Here is a 13690-nt window from a genome sequence, read left to right as displayed (position 1 = left end):
GCTTACTCCATAAACAGCGACGGGTCCATCTGCAGCAGCGGCTCGGCGATGCGTACCGGTTGAAAATTCATCAGGTCGAGCACTTGCGTCTGCAGGTCGATGCCGGGCGCGATCTCGGTCAGCACCAGGCCGTCAGGTTCGACCAGGAACACGGCGCGCTCGGTGCAGATCCTGGCTTTCTGGCCGCGACGCAGGAGGTTGGCGCCGAGCGGATAGGTGATTTCGCGCACCGACTCGACAAACTTCCTGACCCGGCCTTCCTGTACGATCTCGAGCTTGCCGTCGACCACCCTGATCTGCAGGCCCCCGGTGGTGAAGGTGCCGGTGAAGATCAGCTCCCTGGCGTTGTGGGCGATGTCGATGAAGCCGCCGGGTCCCGGGTTGGCGCTGCCGAAGCGGCTCACGTTGACGTTGCCGGCGCGGTCGAACTCGGCGAACGCCAGCGCCGCGGTGCTGCAGTTGCCGCCGTCGATGAAGTCGAACTGCGAGGGACCGTCGATCAGCGCTTCCGGGTAGCGGTTGGCGGAAAATTCCCAGCCCCCCATCACCAGGCCGCCGAACGGACCGTGCTCGGTCGTGAAGTTGTAGCGCTGCAGGCCGTTGTCCCTGAAGTCGCCGCGCTCGGTCATCACGCCCGGGATGTCGGAGGACGCGCCGAATCCGAAAATCGTGACGACGCCAGGCCGGATCTCGGCGGCGGCGCGGCGCGCAATGATCTTGTCGGCGTCGAGCGGCATGCGCACCCGCGGCTCGCCGTCGAACAGCTGGCCGCCGAGAAAGGCGTCGTCGTAGCGTATGCCGGTCGTCATCATCTGTTCCGTCGCCACCACCACCCGGTCGACCAGGTCGCCAGGAATGCGCACCGAATGCACCGGCCGGGAGGAGCGCGGCACGATCTTGCGCACTTGCGCAATCACCGTCCCGCCGCTGGCCTTGACCGCCAGCGCCAGCGCCAGCGCGGATGACAGCAGCGGCTCGTCTTCGAAGCTGAGGTTGCCGTGTTCGTCCGCACTGGTGGCGCGGATGATGCCGACGTCGAGCGGCCAGGTCGGGTAGTACAGGTATTCTTCGCCATCGAGCTCGATGACCTGCACCAGCTCATCCTGCGCGCGCGGCGTGTACTTGCCGCCCTGCTGGCGTGGGTCGATGTAGCAGCCCAGGCCAACCTTGGTGAAATATCCAGGGCTGTGGCGCGCCACTTCCCGCAGCCAGTGCATGGTCGCACCGATCGGCCAGCAATACGCCTCGACCAGGTCGTCGCGGATCAGCCGCATCATCTCCGGCCGCTTGCCGGTGGCCGGGTCGAGCGTGTTGATGAAATTGCCGGAGACGACACGTTTCATCAAGCCCTCTTTGGCCACGTGATCCATGCCGCGGATGCCGAGCGCGTCGCCGGTACTGACCGGAAAATAAAACGTCAGGTCGCGCGGTTCGCTGGTCTCGTCAAAGCGCTGGCCCAGCGCCTTCAGCAGGTGGTCCGGCGTCAGCCAGCCGATCACACCGGCGCAGGCAACGCTCTGGCCGGAGCGGATCAGCGAGACGGCTTCGTTCGCGGTGCATATTTTGCTCATATCGATTTTCGAAAAAAGTGGGTCGGAACAGCCGCTGCCGCCGGTCAAATCTGAAAGTGGATGATGTGGGTCGATACGCACACCGTATCGCCGTGCTGGTTGGTCAGCGTGGCATCGGCCCACAAGCGTTTTTTTGCATCGTCGGCGCGCACGATCCGGTACGACACCAGCAAGGTGTCGCCAATGTGGACCGGGCGCACGAAGCGGGTGCGGTCGTAACCGTACGAGACCGCGGGACGGCCGACCATGTCGAGGTATTTGGTGACCGCGCCCGAGATGTAGCCGACCATCATCGAGCCTTGCGCGACCCGGCCGCCGAGGCCGTGCTTTTGTGCGTAGACTTCGTCCGTATGGTTCGGATGAACGTCCCCCGTGATGCCGCCGAACGCGTACACGTCATACTCGCCCACGGTGCGCGTGTAGCTGACTTCAGTGCCGATCAGGGACGAGACGGGGCCTTCATGAACTTCCTTCTGGAATGCCATGTTGTTTCCTTTCAAGGTTGCGGCGGCTGCCGCTCAGATTTTTTCGGGTGCCAGGTCGCCGGACAGGCCCATCAAAGCTTCCAACAGGAAGTAGTCGCCCCAGATAAGCTCGTGTTCGGTCGCCACTCCGTTGCGCTTGTTGAAGCAACCTTGCGTCAAGATTCCGGGCTGGCGTGTATCCGCATCCGTCACCGGCGTCAGATACTGCGCCGTGAGGGTGGCCACGGTCGCTTCGGCGGCCTGCTGGTAGGCGGAGCGGCGCTCCGGTATTAGGCGGGACAGCTTCAGCAGGCTGGCGGCGGCAATCGCCGTCGCCGAAGTGTCGCGGTTGGTGTCGGGGATGGCGGTGTCATCGAAGTCCCAATAGGCGACGTGGTCGACCGGCACGTGCGCAAGCCACCAGTCGCTCACCAGCATGGCCACCGGAGCGAGCTCGTCAGCGCCACGCTCGATGGCCTGGGCCAGGCTGACCATGCACCAGGCTTGCGCCCTCGCCCACGTGCTATCGGAATGAAATCCCTTGTGCGTGTAGCGCCGGGTCAGGCTGCCATTCTGCGGATCGAACGACGCCGACTGGCATACCGAGCCGTTGTCGCGCACGCACAGGGCGATATGTTGTTTGACGTGCGACAGGCCAATGCGGTAGGCGTCGGAGCCGGGCCCTTCGCCAAGCAGCAGCGCGGTGGTGCCGGGCAGCGCATCGATGTTGGCTTCGTTCGAACCGGTATCGGAGGCTTCCTCCGCCTCGGAGCCAAGCGGGATCAAACCGGCCGCCGGGTTATACATGTCGACCAGGCCGCGCATGCCGCTCTCGCACAGCTGCTGCGCTAGCGGATCGTTAAAAAACTCCACGCCGAGGCCGGCGCCGTACCAGAACAGGAAACCTTTGAATACCGACTTGGATTCGGCGCGCGGCGCCAGCAGGGCGGCCCACTCGCGGGCGCTGTCGCGGTAGCGTGCCTCTCCGGTACGCAAGGCCGCGAGCCACAGCAGGCCGCACCAGAAGCCGCCGGTCCAGTCGCCTGCCGGGCTGCGCTGCCAGATACCATCTGCCGGGTCCGCGTAGTGCGGAAAGCCGGCACCTGGCTGGGCCAGGGTCGTGTCTATTCTTTGCAGGATACGGGCGACTGCCCGATCCAAATCCGCTTTATGCATTTTCTCGTCTCCTGAGTTTGAGCCGTCGTGGCGGCTTGCCTGTCTGTGCAGGTGTGAAACCATGGTAAGAGTTGAGGTGGTGTCAGTCCAATATCTTGTTTGCCGCGGTTCGGTATCTTTTGGGTATGATGAAATTGACCGCATTGGCCGGTATATGCGGTCACCTGGTGGCGCACCGGCCGCATGGTTCGGATCGTGGATTCAGCTTCGCTGCCTTTCGCCCACGCGGCCGAATGACTGCTTTGAAAGGCTATTGCATTAATCGCCGTGCATATCGGGTACAGGCACTGCAACGCCATGGCGGCGGAATCGGAACCGTCCGCAGGCGGTGGCGTATCACTTTCCACGTAACTCCAGAATTTCCGTTCCAGCTCGATCAGGCGGGCGATCAGGGCATCGTCGCGTTCGATTCGACGAATGCTGATTTCCTGTCCACACACCAGCACGCAAACATCCGCCGTGGTTTTGCCAGTCACGGCGAGCTGGTGATGGACTTGGCACTGCACATACTCTGGAACGCCGTCACGCCATAGACGCGAGCCGAACTCGCCAGCGGTCTTGCATTCCAAGATCTGTACGTCGTCTGCGCCAACGACCGTGTAGTCCAGGTTCGCCAGCATCCACGCATTGTTTGGGTCAGGATGCTGGAGAACTGCGTTGACACGTCTTACCCGATTGCCTTAACGCCTTGTGTAGTGCGCGGCCACCCGAACAAACGCACCGCGGCATTGCTCCGCTATGGTGGCCAGCTCGTCCAGACTGGGCACACCCTCGAACGCGATTTCGATCATCCGCTTGGACGGCGTCTGCACCGGAGTGAAGTCGGCCGTATCGGCTGAGACCTCCCAGATCAGGCAATACTTCTCGCCCAATTCCCCGTAGTGGTAGCGCCCGACCGAGCCGGGATATGCGATCCTTTGCACCCTCCCTTCATGCTCACGCGTCCATTGCTGGTGCATGTGAATGTGGCCGAGCATCGTCGCGCTCGTGTTGGCTGAGAACAGCGCACCGAGCGAAAACTCGTGATCGAGGCCTGCCATTGGCACGCCCGATTCATTGAGCGATCCATCGACGGTGCCGTGACTGGCAAGTACGGTGGGAACCCCTTGCCGGCGCAGCGCAGCATTAGCTGGTCCGAACAGCCCGAGAAGCGCGGCGAGGTGATTGCCCATTTCGACACTTGCATTGTCGGCACCCACGACGAGGGCCAGTTCAGCCTTGTTCACAGTCGGCACGCTGGTGATGACCAGGTCGTATTTGACGTCGCTGTAGGTCGGGTCGTATTCAATCCACTTCCCTTCCGACAGGCCGATCATGCCAATCTTGTCGGAGACGATGATTGGATGACGCGCACCGATCATCTCCAGCATCTTGAGCAGACCCACCGGCTCATGCGAGAAGGTGCCCTGCAGCATGAACACCGGGCAATGATCCGCCAATTGTTTGATTCGCTTTGCCAGCGCCAGCAGTGCTGGCGAGTGGCCGTCCAGTGCGTGGTCCGTCAGGTCGCCGGTCAGCATCGCGAGCCCGACGTTGTTGGCGATTGCTTGTTCAACTGCGTGGCCGAAGCATTTATCCGCTTCAACCAGGTTGCCCGGAGAGTAATGCAGGTCCGAGGCGTGCAGGATTTTCAACATAGATTCTCCCAAATATGCCGAAGCTCGGCGTTTAAATGGGTAGAGCGCTGTGGCTCACCAATGCCGAGGGCACTGATGAACGGTTCGGTGAGACGCCGCCCCGGAGAGGGGCGGCTGTAGAACTGGTTGGTGAGCGAATCAGTGGAAAATCGCGGTCTTGATGTCCGAGCGAGCTTCCTGCCGTGCGGCTTTGCGCCGGGCGTTGTCGCAGCCTTTCGGCGCCTGCTTGCGCGGCTCTTGCTGGAGCGAGCGGAAAGCGTCGGCGTCGACGCGGTAGGTACGTTTGTGTCCGTATGCTTGCATTGTGTGGCCTCGTTGAGATGGGATACCGTGGCTAGTCGCCAGGGGTGTTGGATGGAGGGGACTGTGGATCTGGCAGCGCAGCCGGTTTCGGCGGAGCAGCAGGAAGCGTGGTCTTGTCGTTGAAAATGTCGTTGAAGGAAGTGGCCAGGCCGGGCGCCTGCGAAAAAAGCGACGCGAGATGGTTCATGGAAAACTTTCAGGTAGGTTGTTTTGGGGAGGTCGACCGCGAAGCGCAATGCTCTGCTCAGTTGAGACTCCAGTTGGAAATGTCGAGATAGTCAGAGATCTTCTCTTCGCACGCCTGGGCGTGTTGCGCGCCGACGATCGTGGACAGCAGGTGTACCAGGCGCTTGAGCTCCTTGCGAAGGCTCCGTCCGACGATGCGGCGAACGCGGTGCGGGTCGAAACCCAGCACGTCGCACACCCATTCGATAGTGACGAGGCCGCCGTCCGGGTTCAGGCTGTACAGCCAGATCAAGGCATCGAGACGGTTGAGATCGGCTTGACTTGCCTTGTCGCTGGCGATCGAAGTTTGACCAAACAGGTCGGGTTCGACGTCTTCTGATTTGCCTTCAATGTCCCACATCATTCGCAGGAACATCCGCTTCGCTAAAATAGTCTCCGGCGTGTCGCTCGCCTCGACGGCCTCCAAATCGACCGAGATCGGTTCATCAGGATCGACGAGCAGCTCGCGGTCGGGACCGACCGCTTTCGCGGGTGCAGTGGGGGTTGGCTTGGGCTGGGTTTCCAGTCCAGTTGGTACGGGATCGACGGGTTTGCCAGCTTTAACCGCCGGCGCAGGAGCGTCGTGCAGGGGCGCCGGACCAGGTGGCGTTGCCCTGCTGGCTTTGGGCGAGTTGACAGGAATTTCGTCAGCGCCGCCGAAAATGTTCAGCTGGATGACCACAGCCGGCTTTAGCAAGACGACCGGGTTTGTTAAGTGCATAGAACCTCCAGTAAATGCCGCGGGGCGGCAATAGAAAGAGGTGTCCTGTGAAGGATCTGCGCTTGCGCAGGGCAGATACGTGAGGGAGGGAAAAGGCGACTTGCGCGGCGCTCACTGGCGCCTACAATGGGGGAATTATTACTTGAGGGAACTACATGACCACAGATTTGAACAACCTGCCAGACGAAGCGTTTGAGAATTTTTTACGGGAGGCGGGTGGCATCAGCGATCCTGATAGCCCAACGGAGGAAAATCTGGTCAACCTGTTCAGCAGCACGATGCGCGAGACAAGTCCGGAAGCACGTGCACAGGGATTTGTGGACGTCGCCAACATGGCGTTGGCAATGGCCGACAAGACCCTGGGTTCCCAGGTTCCTGTCGCCAAATGCTTAGTGCTCGAGCTGCACTGATCAGTTCAGCAGAGCGAGTCGTGCCATCTTCCGTGCTTGCTGCACGTTGCGGAAGACACGATCATTTTCGATGCACGGCTCGTTTTCAATTTCGCCGATTTCGTCCAGCACTTGCTGGGCGGTGACGGGGCTTTTCGCGAAGGCAAACACGCGTGTCCAAAACTCGAGCTCATGCACGGGATATAAGGAGTAACGCTGCTGTCCGTCTTGAGGTTGCGCCAGGATGGCCTGGTGGGCTTGAATTGCAGATTGGGTCAAGATGGTTTTCATGCACTACTCCTAGTAAATTCCGCATAGCGGGTTAGAAAAGGAGTCAGTGACGAGGGCGTCACTTGTCTATGGAGACATAGAGAAGGGATCGCGGAGGGGTACAAAAATGCCGGTGGCCGACAGCGTTAATGTACAGCAACTTCCCTTGGAAGTCCAGCATGCTGTTGGTGTAGCGCTGGTAGTTTGTGTGGCGTTGCGTTTTTCGTGACAGATTTACTTCCAAGTCCATTTCGCGCGAATCGTATTTCAAAGCACACAGAAGCCGCCTACGTCACGCAGAAGCTTTATATGGGGAATACTTTGCTTCAGGCGGTCCCATATGCGCTGTCGATAACTTCCTTAAGCACACATGGTTTCATCAGCGCGGCCGCCCAACGCACCGTGGCCCCGACTTCGCGCGGGATCGACAAGTGTTCGGCCATCGCAACGTCCCAACGCACAATGGCGTCTGCGACCTCGACCACCTTGCCGTGCTCCAGACTGATCGGCAGTTCAAACGCCCAAGCGTTCGACGCCGCCACGTACACAACCCAATCGTTCGGCGTCCGGCCCAGCACAAGCTCTGGCGCGAAGCTCGCAAGGTCGATACCGGCGTCTGCCGCCGCGCGCTTGAAATCTCCGATGTTCATTCGTATCCTAGACGTCGTGCAATTATGCATCGGGCTCCGCCTCACAAGGAGCCCTTTCTAAAACGGCTACTATCTGTTTGCAAGAATCTGCCCCCGTTTTTGCAAATCTCGCAGCGTAATGGGAGCGAAATCAGACACCTACGAGGCTTTTAGTTTAGACACCGTGTCCATTTCAGGCGGAGGACGGGGTTGACATTTTTGGTACTTCCACGATCTCCGAAATGACGCGGTCTGTACGCAACCGCGCTCACCTGCGGATGCGCCAATATCAGGAGATTGGCGGCATGTCGTATCTGATGTTGATCCAGCGCTTTCCGGATCCGCTGACGTCATCGGTGGCGAAGGTACAGTTTGCCAAAGTAATAACAGCGGACTTGTCGACCTCTCGATACCCAGATGACTTGACGATCTTGGAGTCAGCGACCCGGCCATCCTCGGCAATCAAGAGCGCCAGATCGACAAAGCCTCCCTTCTCGTTGATTTCCCAGAAGGCGCTTGTTTTGCGCTCAAGTGGGGGCGAATAGGGAAAACGGAAAAAATCGGGCGCTAAGGCGATTTGGCCGAGCATATCGCCCGCAAACCATTCCGCGCAGTCGACTTGCAAACGCCCTGACCCTATACTGTATAGTCGACATTTATGACCGGGGGCGGTCTTTGCTTGGAAAAATAAAAGATGTCGAACGCGCAGCTGATGGCAGTAGTCGAGGTAGACAAAGGAGATCGGATAATTTGTCAGCGCGACGGCTGTCGCCACAGCGTGTACAAACGCATCCACATCGTGCGGGAGAATGGGCGGTTCACCGTCCTCGGCTCCGAGTGCTTCAAGCTCCTATACGGCTCCTATGACACCGGGGCGGTGCCCGTTTATGGATCAAGCGCTGGCCAGCTTCTTACCGACGCCGAGCGTCAGCTACTAGCCGAAAACACTGAACGCTTCATTGCCATGCTGGAGGTACAGCGGCTTCAACTGGAGCATGCCCGAGCACTGGATTTACGCGCTAGACAAGAAGAACAGCGAGAGCGCGAGGAAGCTGCACGAATTATCAGAGGCGCCTCGGATGCGCTGCGTGACGAAGAACGCAATGCTCAGTCGCCTGCCCTGGAAAACTGCCGCCGGCAATACCCAGGGCTCAATCTGGCCACACCAGGCTGGCAGGGCTTGGTTTATTTAGAGAAGCTAAGAATCTTGCGTGAGGGGCGGGGGAATCGATTCACGCAGCCGCGAACTGAATCTTCCCTTTTCTAGAATATTTCCTACTCTTGGGGCTTGCGCAGCTCCCTGAACCCGCCTTCGGCTATACGCTGCTGGCGCCACACATAGTCCCCGGTCAGGTTGATGTGCTCCCAGCCCAGCGGTGACAAAAATTGCAGCATACCGTCGTCTGGCAACTTGCCTTTCTCACGTAAGGCCTGCGTCGCCCGCTCCAGGTAGACCGTGTTCCACAGTACGATTGCGGCCGTCACCAAATTCAGGCCGCTGGCGCGGTACCGCTGCTGCTCAAACGACCTGTCGCGGATCTCGCCCAGCCGGTGGATGAATACCGCCCTGGCCAGCGCATTGCGCGCTTCGCCTTTGTTCAAACCGGCGTGTACGCGTCGGCGCAGCTCGACGTTCTGGAGCCAGTCCAGGATAAACAGCGTGCGCTCGATCCGCCCCAGCTCGCGCAGCGCGATCGCCAGGCCGTTCTGGCGCGGGTAGCTGCCTAACTTGCGCAGCATGAGCGACGCTGTGACGGTGCCGTGCTTGATCGAGGCGGCCAAGCGCAGCACGTCGTCCCAGTGTGCGCGCAGGTGCTTGACGTTCAGGCTGCCACCGATCATCGAGCGCAAGGCGGGGTGATCGCCCACTTTGGCCGGCACGTACAGCTTGGTGTCTCCCAGATCGCGGATGCGCGGCGCGAAGCGGAAACCCAGCAGGTGCATTAGCGCGAACACGTGGTCGGTGAAGCCGGCGGTGTCGGTATAGTGCTCCTCAATGCGAAGGTCCGATTCGTGGTACAGCAGGCCGTCGAGCACATAGGTCGAGTCGCGCACGCCGACGTTGACCACTCTGGTGCTGAACGGCGCGTACTGATCGGAAATATGGGTGTAGAACAGCTTGCCGGGCTCGGCGCCGTACTTGGGGTTGATGTGGCCCGTGCTCTCGGCCCGGCCGCCCGCGCGGAAGCGCTGGCCGTCCGACGACGACGTTGTGCCGTCGCCCCAGTGCGCAGCGAAGGCGTGCTTGAACTGGGCGTTGACCAGTTCAGCCAGGCCGGCCGAATAGGTTTCGTCCCGGATGTGCCAGGCCTGCAACCAGGACAGTTTCGCGTAAGTGGCGCCGGGACTCGATTCCGCCATCTTGGTCAGGCCGAGGTTGATGGCGTCGGCCAGGATCGCGGACATGAGGAACGTCCGGTCCTTGGCCTGCTCCCCGCTCTTAAGATGGACAAAGTGGCGCGTGAAACCGGTCCAGTCGTCCACGTCCATCAGCAGTTCGGTGATCTTGATCCGGGGAAGCATGCCGCTGGCGAAGTCAATCAGCGCCTGGGCCTCGTCCGGCACCACGGCGTCCTGTGGGATGATCCTCAGTCCTGTCTCAGTAATGATCGCATTGGGCAGTTCGTTCGTCAGCGCGAGCCGGTTGGCGGTGGCCAGTTGCTGTTCGAGCAAGAGCAAGCGGTCGTGCAGGTACTGGTCGCAGTCCTGGTTGACCGCGATCGGCAGCTCGCGCGCTGATTTCATCGCCCCCAACTTTTCCGTGGGTAGCAGGTATTCCTCGAAGTCCCGGAACTGGCGCGAACCCTGCACCCAGATGTCGCCCGACCGCAACGAATTCTTCAGCTCCGACAAGACGCAAATCTCGTAGAAGCGGCGGTCAAGACCGTCGTCGGTGATGACCAGGGGCTTCCACCGCGCCTTCACGAACGCGATCGGCGCATCGTCCGGCACCTTGCGCGCCCCGGTCATGTTCATCTCGCGCAGGACGTCGATCGCGTCCAGCACCGCTTGCGCCGCCGGCGCAGCTTTAAGCCGAAGCACATCGAGGAACTCAGGCGTATAGCGCCGCAGGGTGCTGTACTGCTCTCCCACCAGGTGCAGGTGGTCGAACGTCTCGGGCTGGGCCAGTTCTGCCGCCTCGGTCACGCTTTGCGTGAAGTCTGTCCACGGCAGCACGGCCTCGATCGCGGCATACGGGTCCATGCCGGATTCCTTGGCCTCGACCAGCGCGCGCCCGATTCGGCTGTACAGGCGCACCTTGTCGTTGATGGCCTTGCCCTGCTTCTGGAAGTCCTGCTGATGCTTGTTCTTGGCCGCGCTGAACAGCTTGATCATGATGCGGTCGTGCAGGTCGACCAGTTCGTCCGTCACGGTGGCCATGCCTTCGATGGCCAGCGCCGCCAGTGCCGCATAGCGCCGCTCATCCTCGAACTTCGCCAGGTCGCGCGGCGTCATCTGCGCACCCTCGCGCGCCATCTTCAGCAGGCGATTCTGGTGGATCTGGCGGCCAAGCCCCTCCGGCAGTGCCAGAGACTGAAACACCTTGAGCCTTTCGATGTGTTCGCGCATGTAGCGGGAATTGGGCTTGAGCGGAGACTGGCGCAGCCACACAAGCCAGGTGATGCTCATGTCAGGCGCCACGTTGAGCAGGTTGTCAAGCGAGCGCTTGTGGTGCCGCTCCAGCGGATCGATCAGCGCGCGGTAAATGCGCCGGTTGGCCCGCGTCACGGCCTCGGCGCAGGCCCGCTCGATGACAGTGAGCGCCGGCAGGATGATGCGCTTCTGGCGCAGCGTTTCAAGGGAATGCGCGGCGAGGACCATCGCCTTGTCGGTCTGCATAGCGAGGTCGGCCAGGCTGTCCACCAGCTTGCGGAAGTCCGGCAGGCCGAAGACTGACAGTCCCAGGTAGGCGCGCAGCTCGTGCAGGTGTTCGTTGCGCGTCTTCTCCCGCTCGCCGTATTCCGGCCAGGCGCCGGCGTCGCTGCGCACCTGCTTGGCGATCCAGTGCAACACCGAATCCGGCAGCGCGGTGTCGCTGGCAAGCGCGTAGCCGGGATAGCGCAACAGGCACATCTGGACCGCAAACCCAAGGCGATTCGCTGCCCCGCGCCGCTGCCGGATCAACGCCAGGTCGGCATCCGTGAAGCTGTATTGCTGAATCAAATCATCCTGACTTTGTGGCAATACCAATAAGCTGTCGCGTTCGGTATCGGACAGCAGTGAGCGGCGCGGCATTCGGTCCGATCCTTCGCTGAAAGGTTTGTGTGGTGCGCCGGTAGAAGGATCGCCCTGACAATGGTTCGCATCATTCGAACCCATTAAATTTAAAAAGGTAAAGCGCTTTACGTTTTTGTCTTCCGTGTTTTCGGACTGGCTGCGGCGGGTTTCTTTTTCAAATCCGCGTTCTCGCCCTCCAGCTCGCTAACGCGAGCCTCCAGCCGCTCATTCGCCTGGTGGGCATGCTCCAGGCGTTCCACCACCATTTCCAGTTCAAACTGCCTGCTGCTAGCTAACTCGCGCGTCGCCGTCAGTCCTTCCGTGGCCTCGTACAGCTTGCGGGCTTGCTCCCTGGCCGCGTCTCGCTGCTCGTGCAATGTGTGTTCCAGCTGGGCCTTCTCGCTCCGCAGCACGGCCAGCGCCTCGCGGCCGTCCTGGAAGTTGGCGCGCAGCGTGGCCGCCTCCTGTTCGGCGCGGGCAATCCGCGTTTCGTAGACGTGCTTGTCATCCTGCCGCTGGGCCGCGCTCGCCTCCTGGAAGTGCTCGAACTGGCGCCGCGCCTGCGCCAGCTGGTCCGCCAGCTCCCGGACCTCGGCCGTGCGGTCGGCCAGGCGCTGGGCCTGCCCCGCCTTTTCTGATTCCAGGGCGGCGATCGCCACCGCATCTTGATGCCGGGCAGCCTGCTCGCGCGCGAACGCCGCCATTACGCTGTGCAGTTCGGCTTTCAGGGCTTCGCGCTCTATGCCAAGCTGGCGCACCTCTTCGCGCAGCGCCTCCGCCGCTTGTGCGACTTTATGTGCCGCCAGCTGGTGCTCAATGCGCAGCTGCTCGACCTGAACCTGCGCGCCTACCTGCACCCGGTCGTAGACGCCCTTGATCGCCTCTAGCAGATCGGCCGGCACGCCCGCGCCCGCCGCCGCGACCTCGCCTTCGTGCTGCGCCTTCCATTGTTTAAGCATTGGCGCGATCGTGCTCTTGCCGATCTGGCCCGCGAAAACCAGGCGCAGGCTGAACTGATCGAGCAACGCGAGGAAGAGGTCAGTGAACTGACCGACTCCGCCGCTTCGCTGCAGGGCCGCTTTGACCAGCTAGAGCGCGAGCTGGCGGCAGTGCAAGAGGAAGCGGCGCGCCTCCGTGGCGACGCCGAACGCGCGCACACCGAGCTGGCCAAGGCGCAACTGAGGCTCGAAGCGATGCCGCGCCTCCAGGCGGATCTGGCAGCGGCGCGCGCGGAATGCGACGGCGAACGCCAGGCCCGCATCGCGGCCGAGCGAGCGGCCGCCGTGGGCGCGGCGCACAAAGACAGCCTGGACGCGCGCGTGGCCGAGGACAAAGCCAGGATCGAGGCGCTGGAAGCGCAGCTGGAGGCCGGCGCGGAGCGCGAGCGGCGCCAGGCGGCCGATCTAACGACGACCCGGGTGGCGGTGGAGGCAGGCACTGCGCGGCTGGAGCTGGCCGATCGCACCATCGCATCGCTCAAGAGCGATCTGACCCAGGCGCGCGCGAGTGAACGCGCGGCCGTGGAGGAAGCTGCCGAACTCAGGGGGGCCGCCTCGGGCGCGTGAGGGCCCGGCGCACGCATTGTGGACGTGCTGCGGCGCCAACCCGGCGGCCGCGGCCGCCGGTCTTTTTTAGAACCCGCCTTCACGGCGGGTCTCGTCAGATTTGGCCGTGTTCTGCAAACGAATGGGTGCGCGTGCCAGCGACAATGATATGGTCGAGCACGCGAATGTCGACAAGCCCGAGCGCGCTGCCGATGGCCTTGGTGAGCAAATGGTCTGACTCGCTAGGCGTGGGTTCGCCACTCGGGTGGTTATGCACGAGCACGGAACCGGCCGCATTCACACGCAAGCCTGATTTGACGATTTCGCGCGGGTACACGGAGCAGTGCGTCAACGTGCCGTAAAAGAGAATTTCATGTTCGATCAGGCGATTTTTCACGTCCAGCCACAGGATTGAAAACACTTCCTGTTCGTGCCGGCCGAAGCGGCAAATCAGGTAAGTCTTGATTGCATTGGGCGAACTGGCGGCGACGTCTACCTTCTTGATCCTGCGCGCCAGGATCGAAAGGGCATCGGCGATCACCG

Annotated in this window: 15 protein-coding genes and 1 pseudogene; 3 read left to right on the top strand and 13 right to left on the bottom strand. The window is 61.6% G+C overall.

The window, feature by feature from the left end; translation table 11 throughout:
- Window positions 1-2: 2 nt before the first annotated feature.
- The 7 genes and pseudogenes from RV1423_RS26110 to RV1423_RS28805 form a co-directional block, all read right to left on the bottom strand.
- Complete coding sequence (locus RV1423_RS26110; protein ID WP_034303429.1) at window positions 3-1571, bottom strand: acyl CoA:acetate/3-ketoacid CoA transferase; 1569 nt, start codon at window positions 1569-1571, stop codon at window positions 3-5.
- Window positions 1572-1615: 44 nt separating this feature from the next.
- The gene (locus tag RV1423_RS26105) at window positions 1616-2056 is read right to left on the bottom strand and encodes a MaoC/PaaZ C-terminal domain-containing protein (protein ID WP_034303394.1); all 441 of its coding nucleotides are present in this window, start codon (window positions 2054-2056) and stop codon (window positions 1616-1618) included.
- Window positions 2057-2089: 33 nt separating this feature from the next.
- Window positions 2090-3211 carry a glycoside hydrolase family 88 protein gene (locus RV1423_RS26100; protein WP_034303392.1) on the bottom strand — a complete coding sequence of 374 codons (1122 nt, stop codon included), beginning with the start codon at window positions 3209-3211 and terminating at the stop codon, window positions 2090-2092.
- 275 nt (window positions 3212-3486) lie between these two features.
- Window positions 3487-4002 (bottom strand): annotated as a pseudogene (locus RV1423_RS30720) (YqaJ viral recombinase family protein); the annotation flags it as partial.
- Between the two features lie 984 nt (window positions 4003-4986).
- Window positions 4987-5151, bottom strand: a complete 165-nt coding sequence (locus RV1423_RS30190) for a hypothetical protein (protein ID WP_155835309.1) — start codon at window positions 5149-5151, stop codon at window positions 4987-4989.
- Window positions 5152-5182: 31 nt separating this feature from the next.
- The gene (locus RV1423_RS30185) at window positions 5183-5338 is read right to left on the bottom strand and encodes a hypothetical protein (RefSeq protein WP_155835308.1); all 156 of its coding nucleotides are present in this window, start codon (window positions 5336-5338) and stop codon (window positions 5183-5185) included.
- A gap of 57 nt (window positions 5339-5395) precedes the next feature.
- Window positions 5396-6097, bottom strand: a complete 702-nt coding sequence (locus RV1423_RS28805; protein ID WP_155835307.1) for a hypothetical protein — start codon at window positions 6095-6097, stop codon at window positions 5396-5398.
- A gap of 155 nt (window positions 6098-6252) precedes the next feature.
- Here RV1423_RS28805 and RV1423_RS26080 point away from each other — a divergent pair, with 155 nt between their 5' ends.
- On the top strand, window positions 6253-6507 hold the full coding sequence (locus tag RV1423_RS26080; RefSeq protein WP_034303389.1) for a hypothetical protein: 255 nt from the start codon (window positions 6253-6255) through the stop codon (window positions 6505-6507).
- Here RV1423_RS26080 and RV1423_RS26075 read toward each other — a convergent pair whose 3' ends face one another.
- The 3 genes from RV1423_RS26075 to RV1423_RS26065 form a co-directional block, all read right to left on the bottom strand.
- A complete protein-coding gene (locus tag RV1423_RS26075; RefSeq protein ID WP_034303387.1) occupies window positions 6508-6777 on the bottom strand; it encodes a hypothetical protein in 270 nt (89 codons plus the stop codon).
- 305 nt (window positions 6778-7082) lie between these two features.
- Complete coding sequence (locus RV1423_RS26070; protein WP_034303385.1) at window positions 7083-7406, bottom strand: hypothetical protein; 324 nt, start codon at window positions 7404-7406, stop codon at window positions 7083-7085.
- Between the two features lie 268 nt (window positions 7407-7674).
- Window positions 7675-8010 (bottom strand): energy transducer TonB, encoded by a 336-nt coding sequence (locus RV1423_RS26065; RefSeq protein WP_197035011.1) that lies wholly within the window; start codon window positions 8008-8010, stop codon window positions 7675-7677.
- A 69-nt stretch (window positions 8011-8079) separates the two neighbouring features.
- Between RV1423_RS26065 and RV1423_RS28800 the strand changes: the two genes are divergently transcribed.
- Window positions 8080-8652: a hypothetical protein gene (locus RV1423_RS28800; protein WP_051516974.1), complete on the top strand. Its 573-nt coding sequence runs from the start codon at window positions 8080-8082 to the stop codon at window positions 8650-8652.
- A gap of 8 nt (window positions 8653-8660) precedes the next feature.
- On the opposite strand, the gene RV1423_RS26055 is transcribed toward RV1423_RS28800, so the two are convergent.
- Both RV1423_RS26055 and RV1423_RS29445 read right to left on the bottom strand, forming a co-directional pair.
- On the bottom strand, window positions 8661-11621 hold the full coding sequence (locus RV1423_RS26055; protein WP_034303381.1) for a Tn3 family transposase: 2961 nt from the start codon (window positions 11619-11621) through the stop codon (window positions 8661-8663).
- A 107-nt stretch (window positions 11622-11728) separates the two neighbouring features.
- Window positions 11729-12562 (bottom strand): DNA-binding protein, encoded by an 834-nt coding sequence (locus RV1423_RS29445; protein ID WP_155835306.1) that lies wholly within the window; start codon window positions 12560-12562, stop codon window positions 11729-11731.
- On the opposite strand from RV1423_RS29445, the gene RV1423_RS26045 reads away from it, so the two are divergent.
- On the top strand, window positions 12551-13168 hold the full coding sequence (locus RV1423_RS26045) for a hypothetical protein (protein ID WP_155835305.1): 618 nt from the start codon (window positions 12551-12553) through the stop codon (window positions 13166-13168). The genes RV1423_RS29445 and RV1423_RS26045 overlap by 12 nt on opposite strands.
- A 94-nt stretch (window positions 13169-13262) precedes the next feature.
- Here RV1423_RS26045 and RV1423_RS26040 read toward each other — a convergent pair.
- The coding region (locus RV1423_RS26040) for a RadC family protein (RefSeq protein ID WP_034303377.1) at window positions 13263-13690 on the bottom strand (428 nt) is incomplete at its 5' end.

Source organism: Herbaspirillum sp. RV1423, from assembly GCF_000577615.1.
GTDB lineage: Bacteria > Pseudomonadota > Gammaproteobacteria > Burkholderiales > Burkholderiaceae_D > Herbaspirillum.
This window is presented reverse-complemented; position numbering and strand designations above follow the sequence as displayed.

Excerpts from the sequence above, each read along its gene's own strand:
- RV1423_RS26110 (WP_034303429.1), bottom strand. The coding sequence starts at position 1,571 with ATGAGCAAAATATGCACCGCGAACGAAGCCGTCTCGCTGATCCGCTCC.
- RV1423_RS26105 (WP_034303394.1), bottom strand. The coding sequence starts at position 2,056 with ATGGCATTCCAGAAGGAAGTTCATGAAGGCCCCGTCTCGTCCCTGATC.
- RV1423_RS26100 (WP_034303392.1), bottom strand. The coding sequence starts at position 3,211 with ATGCATAAAGCGGATTTGGATCGGGCAGTCGCCCGTATCCTGCAAAGA.
- RV1423_RS30190 (WP_155835309.1), bottom strand. The coding sequence starts at position 5,151 with ATGCAAGCATACGGACACAAACGTACCTACCGCGTCGACGCCGACGCT.
- RV1423_RS30185 (WP_155835308.1), bottom strand. The coding sequence starts at position 5,338 with ATGAACCATCTCGCGTCGCTTTTTTCGCAGGCGCCCGGCCTGGCCACT.
- RV1423_RS28805 (WP_155835307.1), bottom strand. The coding sequence starts at position 6,097 with ATGCACTTAACAAACCCGGTCGTCTTGCTAAAGCCGGCTGTGGTCATC.
- RV1423_RS26080 (WP_034303389.1), top strand. The coding sequence starts at position 6,253 with ATGACCACAGATTTGAACAACCTGCCAGACGAAGCGTTTGAGAATTTT.
- RV1423_RS26075 (WP_034303387.1), bottom strand. The coding sequence starts at position 6,777 with ATGAAAACCATCTTGACCCAATCTGCAATTCAAGCCCACCAGGCCATC.
- RV1423_RS26070 (WP_034303385.1), bottom strand. The coding sequence starts at position 7,406 with ATGAACATCGGAGATTTCAAGCGCGCGGCGGCAGACGCCGGTATCGAC.
- RV1423_RS28800 (WP_051516974.1), top strand. The coding sequence starts at position 8,080 with ATGTCGAACGCGCAGCTGATGGCAGTAGTCGAGGTAGACAAAGGAGAT.
- RV1423_RS26055 (WP_034303381.1), bottom strand. The coding sequence starts at position 11,621 with ATGCCGCGCCGCTCACTGCTGTCCGATACCGAACGCGACAGCTTATTG.
- RV1423_RS29445 (WP_155835306.1), bottom strand. The coding sequence starts at position 12,562 with ATGCTTAAACAATGGAAGGCGCAGCACGAAGGCGAGGTCGCGGCGGCG.